This window comes from Kitasatospora sp. NPDC087314 (assembly GCF_044744365.1).
Lineage (GTDB): Bacteria > Actinomycetota > Actinomycetes > Streptomycetales > Streptomycetaceae > Kitasatospora.
Genome location: NZ_JBIUYE010000011.1, coordinates 1 through 16,711, shown reverse-complemented (window position 1 = coordinate 16,711; position 16,711 = coordinate 1). Strand labels below are relative to the sequence as shown.

8 protein-coding genes and 1 pseudogene are annotated in these 16,711 nt (G+C 76.4%); 8 read left to right on the top strand and 1 reads right to left on the bottom strand.

The features are described from left to right. Positions 1-107 precede the first annotated feature (107 nt). The 8 genes from ACIO5E_RS23675 to ACIO5E_RS23640 all read left to right on the top strand — a co-directional run bounded on the left by ACIO5E_RS23675 (position 108) and on the right by ACIO5E_RS23640 (position 15,500). Positions 108-1,196 (top strand): PP2C family protein-serine/threonine phosphatase, encoded by a 1,089-nt coding sequence (locus ACIO5E_RS23675; RefSeq protein WP_400671096.1) that lies wholly within the window; start codon positions 108-110, stop codon positions 1,194-1,196. Positions 1,197-1,676: 480 nt separating this feature from the next. Further along, a complete protein-coding gene (locus ACIO5E_RS23670; RefSeq protein ID WP_280678914.1) occupies positions 1,677-2,969 on the top strand; it encodes an MFS transporter in 1,293 nt (430 codons plus the stop codon). 47 nt (positions 2,970-3,016) lie between these two features. Then, a complete protein-coding gene (locus tag ACIO5E_RS23665; protein WP_400671093.1) occupies positions 3,017-4,342 on the top strand; it encodes a non-ribosomal peptide synthetase in 1,326 nt (441 codons plus the stop codon). 237 nt (positions 4,343-4,579) lie between these two features. Continuing rightward, the gene (locus tag ACIO5E_RS23660) at positions 4,580-7,672 is read left to right on the top strand and encodes an amino acid adenylation domain-containing protein (RefSeq protein ID WP_400671090.1); all 3,093 of its coding nucleotides are present in this window, start codon (positions 4,580-4,582) and stop codon (positions 7,670-7,672) included. Further along, on the top strand, positions 7,669-8,844 hold the full coding sequence (locus tag ACIO5E_RS23655) for an acyl-CoA dehydrogenase family protein (RefSeq protein WP_400671087.1): 1,176 nt from the start codon (positions 7,669-7,671) through the stop codon (positions 8,842-8,844). Before ACIO5E_RS23660 ends, ACIO5E_RS23655 begins: the two co-directional genes overlap by 4 nt. A gap of 49 nt (positions 8,845-8,893) precedes the next feature. Next, positions 8,894-10,681, top strand: a complete 1,788-nt coding sequence (locus ACIO5E_RS23650; RefSeq protein WP_400671084.1) for an AMP-binding protein — start codon at positions 8,894-8,896, stop codon at positions 10,679-10,681. A 131-nt stretch (positions 10,682-10,812) separates the two neighbouring features. Then, entirely contained in the window at positions 10,813-12,648 is a 1,836-nt protein-coding gene (locus ACIO5E_RS23645; protein WP_400671081.1) for a non-ribosomal peptide synthetase, read from the top strand. Then, complete coding sequence (locus tag ACIO5E_RS23640) at positions 12,645-15,500, top strand: condensation domain-containing protein (RefSeq protein WP_400671078.1); 2,856 nt, start codon at positions 12,645-12,647, stop codon at positions 15,498-15,500. The genes ACIO5E_RS23645 and ACIO5E_RS23640 overlap by 4 nt, the downstream gene beginning before the upstream one ends. Positions 15,501-15,557: 57 nt before the next feature. Here ACIO5E_RS23640 and ACIO5E_RS23635 read toward each other — a convergent pair. Further along, a pseudogene (locus tag ACIO5E_RS23635) lies at positions 15,558-16,188 on the bottom strand (VWA-like domain-containing protein); the annotation flags it as partial. Positions 16,189-16,711: the final 523 nt, after the last annotated feature.

The following is a 16,711-nucleotide window of genomic DNA, read 5'->3' as shown; positions in this document are numbered from 1 at the left end:
GGACTCCGTCGGGCGCGCGCGGGGCCGGGCGGGGGTGACTAGGATCGGAATAACTCCTTCCGGATTGGTGGCGAGACGGGAGGCAGAGACGGGAAGCAAGGTCTCCGATGGCCCCGAGGTCCGCGCAGTGGCCGCTGTACGTGCGGCTCGTGCCCTGGTTGCTGATCGTCGGCGGACTCGTGTGGAACTCGTTCGAGCCGGACAACTACTGGGGTGATCCGCTGCTCGCGGCGGCCGCCGTGCTGTCCGGCGCGCTGCTGACGCTGCGGTACACCCTCATGGTGGGCGCGGCCAGTGTGGCCGGCATCCTGGTGCTGGCCGTGCGGGAGGGCAGCATCGGCACCCAGGACGGCTACCTGGAGCTGGTGAACACGGCCTTCGCCGCACTGCTCGGGGTCTGGGTCAACCGGGTCGTCGACCGCCACGGGCGGCGGCTGGCGCAGGTGCGGTCGGTGGCCGAGGCCGCCCAGCGGGCGGTGCTGCCCCAGCCGCCGGCACGGGTGGGGCGGCTGTCGATCGCGGCCTGCTACCGGGCGGCGCAGACCGAGGCCCTGATCGGCGGCGACGCGTACGCCCTGCAGGCGACCCCGTACGGCGTGCGGGTGCTGATCGCGGACGTGCGGGGCAAGGGGTTGCAGGCGGTGGGCGTGGTGTCGGTGCTGCTCGGCGCCTTCCGGGAGGACGCGCACCGCGCGCCGGACCTCGTGGCGCTGGCCGACGAGCTGGAACGGGCGGTCGTCCGGGAGCGCGCGCAGATGACCGGGGAGGCCCTGTTGGAGGGGTTCATCACGGCACTGCTGGTCGAGTTCCCGCCGGGCGAGGACGTCGTGCGCACGCTCGACTGCGGGCACCCGGGGCCGTACCTGCTGGGCGGCCCGGACGCGGTCCGGCGGCTGGACGCCGTCGATCCGGGGCTGCCGCTCGGGCTGGGTGCGCTGGGCGGGGCGCGGTCGGAGCCGGAGAGCCGGCCGTTCCCACCGGGGTGCACGCTACTGCTGGTGACCGACGGGGTGACCGAGGCCCGGGATGCGGCGGGGGAGTTCTACGATCCGCTGCTCGGTCTCGGCCCGCTCGGCCCGTTCGACGGTCCGGAGGCGGTGGTCGACGCGCTGGTGGCGGACGTGGAGCGGTGGGCGGGCGGGCCACGGGACGACGACATGGCGGTGCTGGCGGTGACCTGCCGGGAGGCGGCCTGAGCGGGGGCGCCCGGAGCCGGTGCGTCTTGGTCGAGCCGTCCGGAGCGGTGGCGTGGGGAGATGCGGCGTGCCGAACTGCGGCTCGCCCCGCGCCGTGGTGCCCGGGTTCTGACGTCGGCGCTGCGGAGGGCATTGTTCGACGGGCGTCGTCGATGTGCCTGATATCACGATCAGGTGACGGCTGGTCAATGTGTTGCATGATCAAGCCAAGTTGAGCTATGGCGTCCGGTGGCCGGAATGCGAATGTCCGAATAGCGGACGGCGAATTGGACGTGCGGCGCCCGCGGCGGCCCGCGCGGCCGTGCTGCCGGTGCGGTGCTGGTGAGCGGGCTGTCCGGGCGTCCGGGCAGGTCCGCGGGCGGTCGTCAGGGAATCGTCAGGACTGCTCGGGGCAGTGGCGTGATCCGGCCGACCCGTGGTTCGTCCGGAAACGGACGTGACGGTTGCCCGGTAGCGGAGGGGTGACCGAGAGTCGCACTGATGAACGAGACGCCTAGTCCCAGCCGAAACCGCCTGCTCGGCCACCGCGACTTCCGACTCCTGCTCTCGGGGGCCGCGACGGCCCAGACGGGCAGTCAGGTCACCCTGGTCGCCCTGCCGTTGGTGGCGGTGGTGGTGCTCGACGCCACGCCCTTCGAGGTCGGCCTGCTGACCGCCGCCGAGACCGCCGCGTTCCTGCTGGTCGGCCTGCCGGCCGGCGCGTGGCTGGACCGGATGCGCAAGCTCCCGGTCCTGATCCGCGCCGACGTGGTGCGCTGCCTCGCCGTCGGCTCGATCCCGCCGGCCGCCGCGTTCGGCGTGCTGACCATGGCCCAGCTCTACCTGGTGGCGCTGGTCACCGGGGTGGCGACGGTCTTCTTCGACGTGGCCCACCAGTCCTTCCTGCCGTCCGTCCTCCCGCGCGAGCAACTGGTCGGCGGCAACGGGGCGATCGAGACGGTCCGCTCCTCGGCGCAGATCGTCGGGCCGGGGCTCGGCGGCGGCCTGGTCCAGCTGCTCGGTGCGCCGCTCGCCATCGTGGCCGACGCCTGCGGCTACCTCGCCTCCGCACTGCTGCTCGTCCGGATCCGGGTCGAGGAGCCCAGGCCGGAGCCGGAGCCGGGGCGCTCGCTGCGCGCCGAGGTCGCCGAGGGCGTCCGCTTCGTGCTCGGGCACCCGCTGCTGCGGGCGATCGCCACCGCCACCGCGGTGTCCAACCTGTTCGCCGCCGTGCTGGCGGCCGTGCAGACGGTGTTCTGGGTGCGGGTGCTCCACCTGGCACCGGGCGCGATCGGCCTGCTGCTCTCGGCCTCCGCCGTCGGCGGCCTGGCCGGGGCGCTGTGTGCGGGGCGGCTCGCGGCCCGGTTCGGCCAGGCCCGGTTGATCTGGCTCGCCACCGTGGTGACGGCGCCGTTCGCGGTGCTGTGGCCGCTGTCGGGCCGCGGCGCGGGCGTGGTGCTGTTCGGGATCGCCTCGGCGGTGGTGCTGTTCGGCGCGGTGGCCTACAACGTCGCCCAGGTGAGCTTCCGGCAGAGCCTCTGCCCGCCGGAGCTGCTCGGCCGGATGAACGCCACCATGCGCTTCCTGGTCTGGGGCACGCTGCCGCTCGGCGCGCTGGCCGGCGGCGCCGTCGCCGACGCGGCCGGGCCGCGGGCCGCGCTGTGGCTGTGCGCGGCGGGCTTCCTGCTCGTCCCGGTGCCGCTGCTGCTGTCGCCGCTGCGCCGGCTGCGGGACCTCCCGACCGACACCGCCGCCACGGCCGAGGAGGAGCCCGCCGCGAGCCCCGCCGCCTGACGTCTGACGCCTGAACCGAACCGAGACCGGAAACCGGAGACCGTTCCGTGCACGCCAGCATCACCGCCGCCTACCTCGCCCGGTACCGCTCCGCCGCCGCCGACTCCCCGGTGGAACTGCTCCCGCTGACCGGCGCCCAACGCCGGTTCCTGATCATCCGCAGGCTCGCGGCACAGGGGCGCCCCGACGTCGTCCCGCTGTTCCTCGCCTACCCGCGCGGCACCATCGACCTGCCCCGGCTGGGCCGCGCCGCCACCGCGACGGCCGTCCGGCACCCGGCACTGTGCGGCGGCTTCACGACCGTCCGCGGTACGCCCGTCCTGCGGGTCGGCGCCCCTTCGACCGAGGCCGCGCAGGTCGCCGTCGCCCCCGGTGGCACCGCCCGCTCGGCCCTGCGCGAGGCCCTGCTGGACTGGCCCGCGGACGGGCCGACGCTGCGCCTGCTGGTGGCCCGGGAACCGGACGGCGAGGAGGAACTGCTCGCCCTCGCGGTGGACCACGCGGCCTGCGACGAGCAGTCGCTCGGCATCCTGACGGCCGAGCTCACCGACGCCTACGCGCGGGACGAGGCCGCCGCGCCCGGTTCCCGCGGTGCCACGTCCGGGGCCGACGGCGCCGCGTCCGGTGCCGCCGCCGCGTCCGCTCCCGACCAGGCCGCCCTGGCGGCCTACCGGGAGGCCATCGACCTGCAACTGGCCGCCGAGAGCGCCGCCGCCGGCCCCGCCGCACACGCCCACTGGGGCCGCCGGCTCGGCGGCGTCACCGGGACGGGCGGGGGAGCGGCGGAAGCCACCGGCATGCTCAGCCACCGGCTGCCCGCTGCCGAGGGGGCCGCCCGCACCGCCTTCTTCCCGGCCCTGCTGGACGCCACCGCGGCCGCCGCGCGCCGGCTGCACCAGACCGACGGGCAGCTCGCGCTCGGCTACCCGTGGGGCGGCCGACCGCCCGGAGCGCCCGCCGCGCTCGGCTGCTTCCTCAACACCCTGGTGCACCCCGCCGCACCCGGCGCGGCCACCGCTCTGGACGACCTCGCCGACGCCTGGTGGGAGGACCTCGACCACGCCGACACGCCGTTCGACGAGGTGGTCCGGGCCGCCCGGACGGCCGGGTCCCCGTGGTCGGGCGCCCTGGACGGCATGCTCACCCTGGAGGACCTGCACCGGCGTCCGCCCCTGGTGCTCGGCGGGGTGCCCGGCCGGGAGACCCACCTGGCGGGGCGGCCGCTCGCCGCGCCGCTCGCGGTCGCCGCCGCGCACGGCGACGACCTGCTGGTCCGCCTCGCCTGGGACCGCGAACGGTTCCCGGAGGCCATTGCCCGGGCGGCCTTCGACGACCTGCTCGCCACGCTGCGCCGCCACCTGCAGCCTGCCTGACCGGCCCCGGACCGCACCGGCTCCCGGGCCCCCGACACCGAACCGCCTGACCACCGAACCGCCGAATCCACTGACCGCCTGACCGCCTGACCGTCCGGCCGTCTGATCACCTGACCGCCGGACCGCCGGGCCGCCGAAGCGCGCCATCACCCCGGCGCGCCCGGCACCAGGGCCGGGCCATCCATGCCCGCCCCGCCACCGCAGTGCCAACACGCCCACCACACAAGGGAGTCACCGATGTTCGCGCTCTCCTCCTCGCAGGAGATCGTCTGGCTGCACGAGCAGATGCTGCCGGGCAGTCGTGCGTACAACTTCACCGCCGTGCTCGACCTCTGGGGCACCCTCGACGAGCAGGCGCTGCGCGTCGCGCTGGCCGCCGTCCTCGGCCACCACCCGGGCCTGCGCCTGGAGTTGGTCGCCCGCCCGGAGGGCCTGCCCGGCCAGCGGGTCGCCGAGCGGTGCGAACCGCTGCTGCGCCGCAGCGACTTCACCGCCGAGGCCGACCCGGAGGCCGCCTTCCGGGCCCTGCTCGCCGCCGAGGCCGAGGAACCGCTGGACACCACCAAGGCGCCGCTGCTGCGCTGGCACCTGGTGCGCCTCGGCGAGGACCACCACCGGCTCGTCCACGTCGAGCACCACCTCGTCCACGACGGCCACTCCTTCGCGATCCTGCTGCGCGACCTGTTCACCGTCTACCGCGCCCACGTCCTGGACGAGCCCTACCAGCTGTCCGAGGCCCCCTCGTACGAGCAACACGCCCGGACGGCCGTCGACCCGGACGCCCGCGAGCGCGCGCTCGCCTTCTGGCTGCGGGAGCTGACCGACGCCCCGCGCGAGGTCACCCTGCCCGGGCTGGCCACCCCCGGCGCCGTGCGCCGCCACCGTGGCGGGCAGCTGCGCCAGGCGATCGGCGCCGACCTGGCCGAGCGGCTGCGCGCCCGCAGCAAGGCGGACGGGCACACCCCGTTCAGCACCCTGCTCGCGCTCTTCGCCGAACTGCTGCGCCGCCACGCAGGCCACCGCGAACTCGTGGTCGGCACCGCCGTCGGCAACCGCCCGGCGGGGTTCGAGGGCACCGTCGGCATGTTCGTGAACACCGTCCCGCTGCACCTGCGGCTGGACCCGGCCGTTCCCGGCACCGAGGCCGTCGACGAGGTGACCGACGTCCTGCTGCGCGCGCTCCCGTACCAGGACCTGCCGGTCCAGGAGCTGACCCGCCGGCTCGGGCTGCACACCGGCGGCGCCGACAATCCGCTGTTCAACGTGATGTTCAGCGCGCACGACGCGGCCCTGCCGGACGTCCAGGCGCCCGGGCTGGAGGTCTCGCTGTACGAGGGCTTCAACACCGGCACCACCCGCTTCGACCTCGACCTGGTACTGCTGCCCGACGACCGCCGGGTGGTCGGCGAGAAGCACGGCGCCGCCGGGATGACCCTGGTCTGGGACTACGACGCGGACCTCTTCGGCGAGGCCGAGGCCACCCTGCTGTCCGAGCGCCTGCTGGAGCTGCTGCGCTGCTACCTGGACCGGCCCGAGGCCCCGATCGCCGCGCTCGACCCCGCCCCGGCCGCCGAGCCCGCCGTCGCCGTCACCCCGGCCGGCCTCGACCCGGCCGCCGCCCACGACCCCACCGCGCTCGCCCTGATCGCCGGCACCGAGCGTCTCAGCTACGGTGAACTCGACCGCCGCGTCGCCGAGTTGGCCGAGCGGATGCGCTCCGCCGGCGTCGTCCCCGGCCAACCGGTGGCCGCCGTCCTGCCGCGCGGCGTGGACAACGTGGTCGCCCTGCTCGCCTGCCTGCGGTACGGCGCCGTCTACGCGCCGCTGTCCGCCGAGGACCCGGCCGCCCGGCTCGGCCTGCTGCTGGACCGGCTCGCCCCGGCCCTGGTCCTGGCCACCCGGCAGAGCGCGCTCGCGCTGCCCGCCGAGGGCGTCACCCCCGCGCTGCTGGACGGCCCGGCCTTCCCCAAGGCCGAGCCCGCCGCCGTGCTGGACGGCGCCGCGTACCTGATCCACACCTCCGGCTCCACCGGCGTGCCCAAGCCCGTCCTGGTCGGCCGCGACGCGCTCGCCGGGTACGTCGCCGCGATCGCCGCCCGCTACGAACTGGCCCCCGCCGACCGGGTGCTGATGTTCGCCCGCCCGTCCTTCGACGTGGCGCTGGAGGAGGTGCTGCCCGCGCTCGCGGCCGGCGCCGCCCTGGTCGTGCCGCAGCGCGAAGTGCCCACCGGGCCCGAACTCGTCGCCGTGCTGGCCGCCCGCGGCGTCACCGTCGCGAACCTGCCGACCAGCTACCTGCTGGCCGTCCGCGAGGACCTGTCCGAGGCGCTGCGCGACGGCCGCTGGTCGCCCCGGCTGCTCGTCCTCGGCGGCGAGCGCCTGCCCGCCCGCGCGCTGGCCGGCCTGACCGAGGCCACCACCGTGGTGAACGCCTACGGAGTCACCGAGGCCACCGTCACCTCCACGGTGTACGAGGTCACCGCCGCCGACGTGGCCGAGGACACCGAGATCCCGCTCGGCGCCGAACTGGACGGCGCGCGCGTGCACGTCCTGGACGAGACGCTGCGACCGCTCCCGGCCGGCTGCGTCGGCGAACTCGCCGTCGGCGGAGCCATGGTGGCCGACGGCTACCTCGGCCTGCCGGAGCCGACCGCCGCCCGCTTCGTCACCGTGCCCGCCCTCGACGGTGCCCGGGTCTACCGCACCGGCGACCGCGGCTACCGCGACCTGCGCGGCCGGCTGTGCTTCCTCGGCCGCTCCGACAACCAGGTCAAGCTGCGCGGCCACCGGATCGAACTGGAGGAGATCGAGGCCGCCGCCTCGGCCGAACTCGGCGGCCGCTTCTGCGCGGTGGTGCTGCACGACGACCCGCAGACCGGCCCCCGCCTGGTCGGTTTCCTGGAGGGCACCGACCGCCCCGACCAGGCCGCCCTGCACGCGGCCCTCGCCCAGCGCCTGCCCGGTGGGCTCGTCCCCGCCACCTGGACGACCGTCGAGGCGATGCCCACCCTGCTCGGCGGCAAGCCCGACCGCGCCGCCCTCGCCCGGCTCGCCGGCGAGGCCCCCGCGCAGGAGACGGGCCCGGCCGCCGCAAGCGCCTTCGCCGACCCCGGCCAGGAACTGATCGCCGCCGCCTGGCGCGAGGTCCTCGGCCACGACCGCTTCACCGCCGAATCCCACTTCTTCGAGGTCGGCGGCCACTCGCTGCTCGCCGCCCAGCTCGCCGCCTGGCTGGAGCCGCACCTGGGCAGCCGCCCGCCGCTGCGCACCCTGTTCCGCCACGCGGTCCTGGCCGACCAGGCCCGCGCCCTCACCGGAGACGCCGCATGAGCGCCCCCTCCGCCGTCCTGGAGGACGGCCACCGCGAGATCGTCGAGGCCTTCGAGAGCTTCGTCCGCCGCGAACTCGTCCCGCTGGCCGCCGAACTGCCCGAAACGGCCGACGAGATACCGGCCGAACTGCGGGCCTACGTCCGCAAGCGCTCCGCCGCGCTCGGCTTCTACGCCGGCGACTACCCCGAGGAACTCGGCGGCGCCGGCATGCCGTTCACCGCCGTCGTGCTGCTGCACCACGCCGCCGGGCGCAGCGGCTGCCCGCTCGCGCCGTACGCCCTGGCCGGCTCCGACGGCCCCAGCCCGCTGCTGCGGCACGGCACCCCCGAGCAGATCGAGCGCCACCTCGTCCCGCTGGTGCGCGGCGAGCAGACCCGCTGCCTCGCCCTCACCGAGCCGCACGCCGGCTCGGACGCGTTCCGCCTCACCACCACCGCCGTGCGCACCGGTGACGGCTGGGTGCTGAACGGCCGCAAGACCTTCGTCAGCAACGCCGAGCGGGCCGGCCTGGCGCTCGTCGTCACCGCCACCGACCTCGGCGAGGGCGCCGGGCCCACCGCCGGCGCCACCGCCTTCGTCCTCCCGATGGACCAGCCCGGCCTGCGGATCGGCCAGCGCTACGAGGGCATGTCCGGCGAGCCGCTGTTCGAGCTGCTGCTCGACCAGGTCACCGTCTCCACCGACGCCGTGATCGGCGGCGAGGAGGGCGTCGGCGCGGCCACCGCCCTCGCCATGGACAGCCTCTCCCGGGGCCGCCTGGTCGTCGCCGCGATGTGCAACGGCATCGCCGAGTACGCGCTGCGCATCGGTACCGAGTACGCCCGCGAGCGGCGCGCCTTCGGCCGGGTGATCGGCGAGTACCAGCACGTCCAGGAGCACCTGGTGAGCACCCGGGCCGAGGTGGAGTGCTCCAAGCTGCTCACCCTCGCCTGCGCCCGGCTGGTCGACGACGGCACCGAGGCGCCCGAGAACGCGGCGCTCGCCAAGCTCACCGCCTCCGAAACCGCCGTGCGCGCGGTGGACCGTTCGCTCCAGGTGCACGGCGCCACCGGCTGGGTGCGCGGCCACCCGCTGGAGTTCCTGTACCGCTACGTGCGGATGACCACGATCATCGAGGGGACCTCCGAGGTCCAGAAGGTGATCGTCGCCCGGGCCATGGGCCTGAACTGACGGACCGTCAACAAGCTGTCAGTCAACCGTCAATCACCTGGAGACGATGATGGAATCCCTGAGCATCGGGTACGGCCGTCCGCATCAGGACGGCGCGGTCCTCGACCTGTTCGCCACCTGGGTGCACCGCACCCCCGACGCGCCCGCCCTGGTCGACGGCGCGCACACCTACAGCTATGCCGAACTCGACCGCCTCGCCGACACGGTGGCCGAGGCGCTGCGCGAGCGGGTCCGCCCCGGCGACCTGGTCGGCGTCTGCCTCGGCCACTCGGTCGACCTGGTCGCCGTCACCCTCGCCACCGCCAAGCTCGGCGCCGTCCACCTGCCGCTCGGGGCGCGCCCCGGCGAACGCCGGCTGCAGGCCGTCGCCGAGCAGCTGCGACCCGCCTGCCTGGTCGGCGACCCGGCCGGACTGCCGCACTCCGACGAGCAACTGGCGCTGGGCCTGCCCACCGGCGCGGTCGCCGCCCTCGTCCCCGGCGAGCAGGTGGACGTGCCCGTCGGCACCCACTACGCGGTGCTCACCTCCGGCTCGACCGGCACCCCCAAGGCCGTCGCGGTCGGCGAGCCCGCCCTCGGCGCGGTGCTGCAGTGGTACCGCGAGCTGACCGGCCTCGGCCCCGGCCAGCGGCACAGCCTGCTGATCGGGGTGTCCTTCGACCCGCACGTCCTGGAGCTGTGGGCCACCCTCACCTCCGGCGCCGCGCTCGCCATCGCGCCCGAGGCCGTCCGCTGGGACTCCGGCGCGCTCACCGACTGGTGGCGCGAGGCCGGCGTCACCGCCAGCGTCCTGCCCACCCCGCTCGCCGAGCCGATCCTGGCGCGGCCCTGGCCGCAGGGGCTGGCGCTGCGCCACCTCACCATCGGCGGAGACCGGCTGCGCCGGGCCCCCGGCCCGGACGTCACCGCGACCGTCCACAATGCCTACGGGCCCGCCGAGGCCACCGTCACCACCACGGTGCACACCATGGCGCCCGGCCTCGACCACGGCGCCGGCGCACCGCCGATCGGGCTGCCGATCGCGGGCGCGGTCGTCCTGGTCACCGACGAGGACGGCCGGCCGGTGCCGCGAGGTCAGGCCGGCGAGCTGCGCATCGGCGGCCACGGGCTCGCCGCCGGCTACCTCGACCCCGAGCTGACCGCCCGCCGCTTCGTCGGTGTGCCGGCCGGCGTGGACGGCATCGACCGGGTCTACCGCAGCGGCGACCGGGTGGTGATGCGGGCCGACGGCGTGCTGGAGTTCCAGGGGCGGCTCGACGACCAGGTCAAGGTCAGCGGGGTGCGGATCGAACCCGCCGAGGTCGAGGCCGCGTTCGAGCGCGACGTGCGGGTGCGGCGGGCCGTGGTCGCGGCCGCACCGGCACCGGCGGGCGGCGTCCGGCTGCTCGCCTTCGTCCAGACCGTCGCCGGGGCCGCGGCGGGTGGCGCCGAGGACCTGCTGGTGGGCGTCCGGCCGTGGCTGCCCGAGCAGGCCGTCCCGTCGGCCGTCCGCCTGGTCGACACCTTCCCGCTGGACGCCAACGGCAAGGTCGACCGGGCCGCGCTGCTCCTCGCACCGGCCCCGGAGGAGCCGGCGGCGGGGGAGGAGGGCGCCACGCCCACCGAGCGCACCGTGCTGCGGCTCTGCCGTGAGCTGCTCGGCCGCGCCGATCTCGGGCCCTCCGACAACTTCCTCGCCGCGGGCGGCAACTCGCTCGCCGCCGCACGGCTGCTGGAGGCGCTGGAGGAGGAGTACGGGGTGCGGCTGCGGGCGCCCTTGGTGCTGCGCCAGCCCGACCTGCGGGCCGTTGCCCGGCTGGTGGCGGAGCGGCAGCCGGCCGCCGCTGCCACCGTCTAGGCCCGAGGGGCCCCTGGACCTCAGGTCCAGGGGTCCTGACCGGCCCTGACCGGCCCTGAGACCGCCCGCCCGTACGACCTGCGCAGGGCGCCCCGGCCGTTCGCCGCCGGGGCGCCCGGAAGGGAACCACCATGCCCACCGCGACCCTCCCGGACCTGATCGCCCGGCACGCCCAGGAGCGCCCCGACGCGCTCGCCGTGACCGACGGCGACACCGCTCTGACGTACCGTCAACTCCTCGACGGCTCGGCCCGACTGGCCGCCGCACTGACCGCCCGCGGGATCGGCCCCGGCAGCGCCGTCGGCCTGCTCTGCGCCCGCTCGACCCGCCTGGTCGTCGCCCAGCTGGCGATCTGGCGGGCCGGCGGCCACGTCGTCCCGCTCGACCCCGGCTACCCGCGCCCGCGGATCGCCGAGATGACCGGGGACGCCGGCGTCCGGCTCGTCCTCGGCGACAAGGCGCTGCTCGCCGGCGCCGGACTGGCCGAGGAGCAGACCCTCGCCCTGACCTCGACCCTCGTCCTGGCCGAACACGACGCCGACTTCGACGCCGACTTCGACGGCGGCTCCGCTGCCGCCGTCGGCGGAGCCGGTGCACTCGACGCCGCCGACCCGGCCGCGCCCGCCCTGCTCTTCTACACCTCGGGCTCCACCGGCCGCCCCAAGGGCGTCATCGTCCCGCACAGCGCCGTCGCCGACCTGGTCACCGCCCCCGACGCGTTCGCGCTCGGCCCCCGCGACCGGGTGCTCTTCCACTCCACGATCAGCTTCGACGCCTCCACCTTCGAAGTCTGGTCCCCGCTGGCCCGCGGCGCCGCCGTCGCCATCTCCCCGAGCGACCGGCCCACCGCCGAGGAACTCGTCCGCGACGTCGAGCGGTTCGGCGTCACCACCGTGTTCATCACCACCGCCCTCTTCCACCACCTGGCCGCCCGGCAGTCCCGGATCTTCGGCGTGCTGCGCACCCTGGCCGTCGGCGGCGAGGCCCTGTCGCCCGAGTACGCCGGAGAGGTGCTGCGCGCCTTCCCCTGGCTCGAACTCTTCAACGTCTACGGGCCGACCGAGGCCACCACCTTCACCACCCTGCACCGGATCACCCCGGCCGACTGCACCACCGGCCCGGTCCCGATCGGCCGAGCCTTCGGCGGCGCCCGCACCCTCGTCCTCGACGAGCAGTTCGCACCGGTGCCGCCCGGCACCGTCGGCGAACTGTGGATCGCCGGCGGCCGGCTCGCCCAGGGTTACCTGAACCGGCCGGAGCTGACCGCCGAGCGCTTCCGCGACCTCCCGGGCACCGGGCGCGCCTACCGCAGCGGCGACCTCGTCCGCCAACGCCCCGACGGTGCACTGGAGTTCCACGGCCGCACCGACGACCAGGTGAAGGTCCGCGGCTTCCGGATCGAACCCGGCGAGGTCGAGCACGCGCTGCTGCAGTTCCCCGAGGTGGCCGAGGCGGCCGTCGTGGTCCGCCGGGCCGGGCACACCGACGCCGCGCTGGCCGCCTGCCTCGTCCTCGCCGACGGCAGCCGCCCGGCCGTCGAGACGCTCCGCGCCCGGCTCGCCGAACGGCTGCCCGCCCACCTGGTGCCCACCGCCTGGACCGTGCTCGCCGCCCTGCCGCTGACCGGCACCGGCAAGATCGACCGCCGCGCCCTCGCCGCCGCCGGCGACCCGGCCGCGGACGGGCCCGGCACCGCCGCCGCCCTCAGCCCGATCCAGCAGGCCGTCGCCGACGCCTGGACCCGCGCCCTGGAGCGTCCGATCACCGACCCGGCCGCCGACTTCCTCGCCGAGGGCGGCCACTCGCTGCTCGCCATGTGGGTCGTCGACGACCTCCGTGAGGACCTCGGCGTCGAACTCTCGCTCGCCGACTTCCTCGGCCACCCCACCGTCGCCGGCCAGGCCGACCTGCTCGAACACGCCCTGCGCGCCGCACACGACGAAACCCCGCAAGGAGCCACCCGATGACCGCCCCCGAGCACCAGGCCGTCGACCAGGCCGACCTGCTGCGCCGTGCCCGCCGCAACCGCCCCGCCACCGGCGGGCGCCCGGCGGACCAGGCGGCCGGACCGGCCGGCCCCGCCCCGCTCTCGCACGCCCAGCAGCGGATGTGGCTGATGGACCACCTCGGCCAGGGCGGCGCCCTCTACAACGTCCCGCTCGCCACCCGCCTGCGCGGACCGCTCGACCCCGCCGCCCTCGCCACCGCCCTCACCGGCCTCACCGAGCGGCACGCCGCCCTGCGCACCCGCTACGGCAGCCAGGGCGACCAGCCGTACCAGCAGGCCGACCCGGTCGGCCCGGTGCCGCTGCGCACGGTCGACGCCACCTGGGAGAACGGCGCCGGGAACAACGCCCCCGCCCTGCTCGCCGCGGAGGCCGCCCGCCCCTTCGACCTCGCCACCGGGCCGGTGCTGCGCGCCCTGCTGCTGCGGCACGGCCCGCAGGACCACACGCTGCTGCTGACGATCCATCACATCGCCGTCGACGGGGGCTCGCTGCCCGTCCTCGCGGCCGACCTCGCCGCCCTCTACGCCGCCGCCCGCGACGGCCTGCCGGCCGAACTCCCGCCGGCCGGGCCGTCGTACGCCGAGTACGCCCGGCAGGAGCGCGCCCGGGACGCCGAACTCACCGCCGCCGCCGACGCCCGCGCCGCACACCTGGCCGGCGCCCGCCCGCTGGCGCTGCTGCGGCCCGTCCCGTCCGGCGCGCGCGAGCGCCGGGCCGCCCTGCACGCCGCCCCGATCGCCCCCGCCACCGTGGACGGCCTGCGCCGACTCGGCGCCCGGCACGGCGCCACCCTGTTCGCCGTCGTCCTGGCCGCCGCCTTCGCGACCCTGCGCACCGCCGCGGACCAGGCCGACCTCACCCTCGGCTGCGCCAGCGGCCAGCGCCTGCGGCCCGAACTGCGCCGCACCGTCGGCCTCGGCGTCAACACCCTCGCCGTCCGCGCCGACCTGGCCGGCGACCCGACCTTCACCGACGTCCTCACCCGGGCCCGGGCCGCCCTGCTCGACGCCCAGCAGCACCACGAGATCCCCTTCGACCTGGTCGTCGAGCGGCTCGGCGCGGCGGCCCGCGGCGCCGACGGTACCCCGCTGCTGTCCGTGAGCTGCGACCTCGTCCGCCCCGCCGAGCCCTTCACGCTGCCCGGCCTCACCGCCGAGGACGTCGAACTCGACCTGGGACTGGCCAAGTTCGGCCTCGCCCTGCTGGTCGAGGACGGCCCGCAGCCGCGCTGCCTGGTCCAGCACGACCGGGACGCCCTGGACGAGAGCACCGCCGAGCAGCTGCTCGCCGCCTTCGCGGACCTGCTCGCCGCCGTCGCCGCAGACCCCGACCGCCCCCTCTCCGCGCTCCCCGGCACCCGCCTGGCCGCCGACCGGCACCCGGTCGTCGCGGGGCTGACGGCCGATCCCCGGGTGGTCGAGGCGGCCGTCGTCGAGACCGTCGACGGACCTCCGCTCGCCTACGCCGTGGTGCGCGGCCCCGTCGCCCCGACCGGCGCCGAACTGCGCGCCGCGCTGCGGCGCCACCTCGCGCCCGGCCGGCTCCCGCTCGCCGTCACCCTGGTGGACCGGCTGCCGCGCCGGTCCGACGGCACCCCCGACCGCGACCGGCTGCCCGGCGCCGCCCCGACCACCCCGGCGCGGCCCGGCCCGCTCGACACCGTCCGGACGGCCTTCGGCGAACTGCTCGGCGCCACCCCGCCCGCCGACGGCGATTTCTTCGCCCTCGGCGGCCACTCCCTGGTCGCCGTCCAGCTCGCCGAGCGTCTGCGCACCCGCACCGGCCTGCCGCTCACCGGCCTGGACGTGCTGGAGCAGCGCACCCCGCGCGCCCTCGCCGCGCTGCTCGCCACCCGCGAGGACGAGCGTCGCGCCGCGCCCGCCCGCACCGGCGCCCGCCCGGGCGCCCGCTCCCGCGCGGGCACCGTGCTGCTCACCGGCGCCACCGGCGGTGTCGGCGCGGCCGTTCTGCAGGAACTGATGGCGCAGGGCCACCCCGTCCGGGCCCTGGTCCGGCCCGAGTCCGCCCACCTGCCCGCCCTGCACGGCGCCGAGGTGGTCGAGGGCGACCTCGCCGACCTCGACGGCCTGCGCCGCGCGGTCGAAGGCGTCGACGCCGTCATCCACTCCGCCTGCACCTTCACCGAGCACGCCGTCGACCTCGCCGCGATGCGCGCCCTGGTCGACGGCTGGCGCGGCGGCCCGTTCGTCTTCGTCAGCAGCATCGACGCCTACGGCCGTCCGGCCGGCACCGACGTCGCCGAGGGCGGCCCGACCGGCGAACCGGTCACCCCGTACGGGCAGGCCAAGCTGGACTGCGAGCGCATCCTCTTCGACGCCGCCGCCACCGGCCGGGGCCCTGCCACGGCGGTCCGCGCCCCGATCGTCTGGGGCCCGCAGCAGCGCCTGCGCGACCAGCTCCGCTGGGGCTCCACCGGCGCCCTCTACCAGGCCGCGCTGGCCGGACAGCCGATCGCCCTCCCCGCCCCCGCCCCCGGCGGCCGCCCCAGCTGGTACGGCGCGTCCTGGGTGCACTCCGCCGCCCTGGCCCGGGCGCTCGCCGCCTGCGTCGCGGACCGGAGCCCCGCCGCCGGCCGGATCGTCAACGCCGTCAGCGGGCACGTCTCCTGGGCGGACTTCACCGGCGAGCTCCTGCGCCTGCTCGACTCCGCCAGCCCGCTCGACCTGCGCCCCGACGCGGACCCGGAACTCCGTCGCCCCTGGCACTACCGGGCCGAGGCCCTGGCCGGCCCGCTGACCCCGGAGCCGGGCGAGGACTGGCGCAGCGTCCTGGCGACCATGGTCGGCTGACCTGCCGAGCCGGCCCCGGGCGCCGGATCCGACGCGCCGCCCTGGGCGCGGGGGGACTCACCTGACGGTGACCACCCGCGCCCACCCGGGCGGCGCGTCCGGCCGGTGGTCCGGGTTCACCTCGCGGACGGCACGGTGGTGGGCCGGGCCGGGGGAACCGGCCCACCACTGTGCGGCACGGCGGCAGCGCCGACGGCCGCCGGGTCTGGCCGCCCGTCAGCACCACCACCACGTCCGGCCGGGGCCGGGCCCGCAGCGCGGCCGAGAAGCCCGCGCGCAGGTCCGTCCCGCCGCTACCGAGGAGCGGGATGCCCTCGGCGCGGCGGGGCGGGTGGACGGCCCGGGAGGCCGCATCGCAGGGCTCGACGGTGACCTGGTCCCGGCGGCCCCCGACGGCGCGCCCGATCGCCGGGACCTCCAGCAGCGCACTGCCGGGTTCGTCGTCGGTGACGGATCCGGAGTCGTCGATGACCACCGCTACCCGGGGCGGCCGGCGTCGCAGGCCCGGCCGCACGGCGCCGGGCACACCGGCCGAGCGGCAGGCCGGCCGTAGCCGTAGCCGTAGTCGTCGCCCGCGCCGGGGCCGGAGAGCGCCGAGCGGATCGCCGCCCCGAGCAAAGCCCGCCAGAGCTGCGGCGGGTGGGTCCACCTGGTCGGCCCAGCGCCGCCGGACCGCGGGGTTTCCGCCGGTGCCGCTTGGGGTCCGCGTTACCCGTGAATTCCCGCCCCCCGTATGGTTCGCCACCGAATCGCACGGTCACGGCACGGTGTTTTCCGCCGTTCTCCGGCGCTTCCCGCACCCGACGGCCGCGGGTGGTGTGTGGGTGCGGTGTGTGCGCGCTACAGGGCCGCTGGAGACGGGGTCGAGGGCGGTGGTTGGCGACGGGCCGGGTGTGTTCTGGTGGATGGCGGAGGAGGTGTGGCCTCGCGGTTCGGGGTCCGCCGGGGGACGTAGACGCTCGCGCATGGATGTGAGTGTGGAGGCTATGGTTCGCCGGCCCGGAGTGGATTTGACTGGTGGACATGAGGACGGACTGACCGGGTTCGCAGGATCGCCCGAGTCCGCTGGTTTCTTCGACTTCTTCTTCTCCGAATGGGGTGGCTGCTGTGGTTGCCAAGGGTGTTGTGGATCTTCCGGTCGATGCCGGTGTGGTGCTCGTGGTGGGTGGCACGGGTAAGACGGGTCGGCGGGTGGCGGAGCGGTTGTCGGT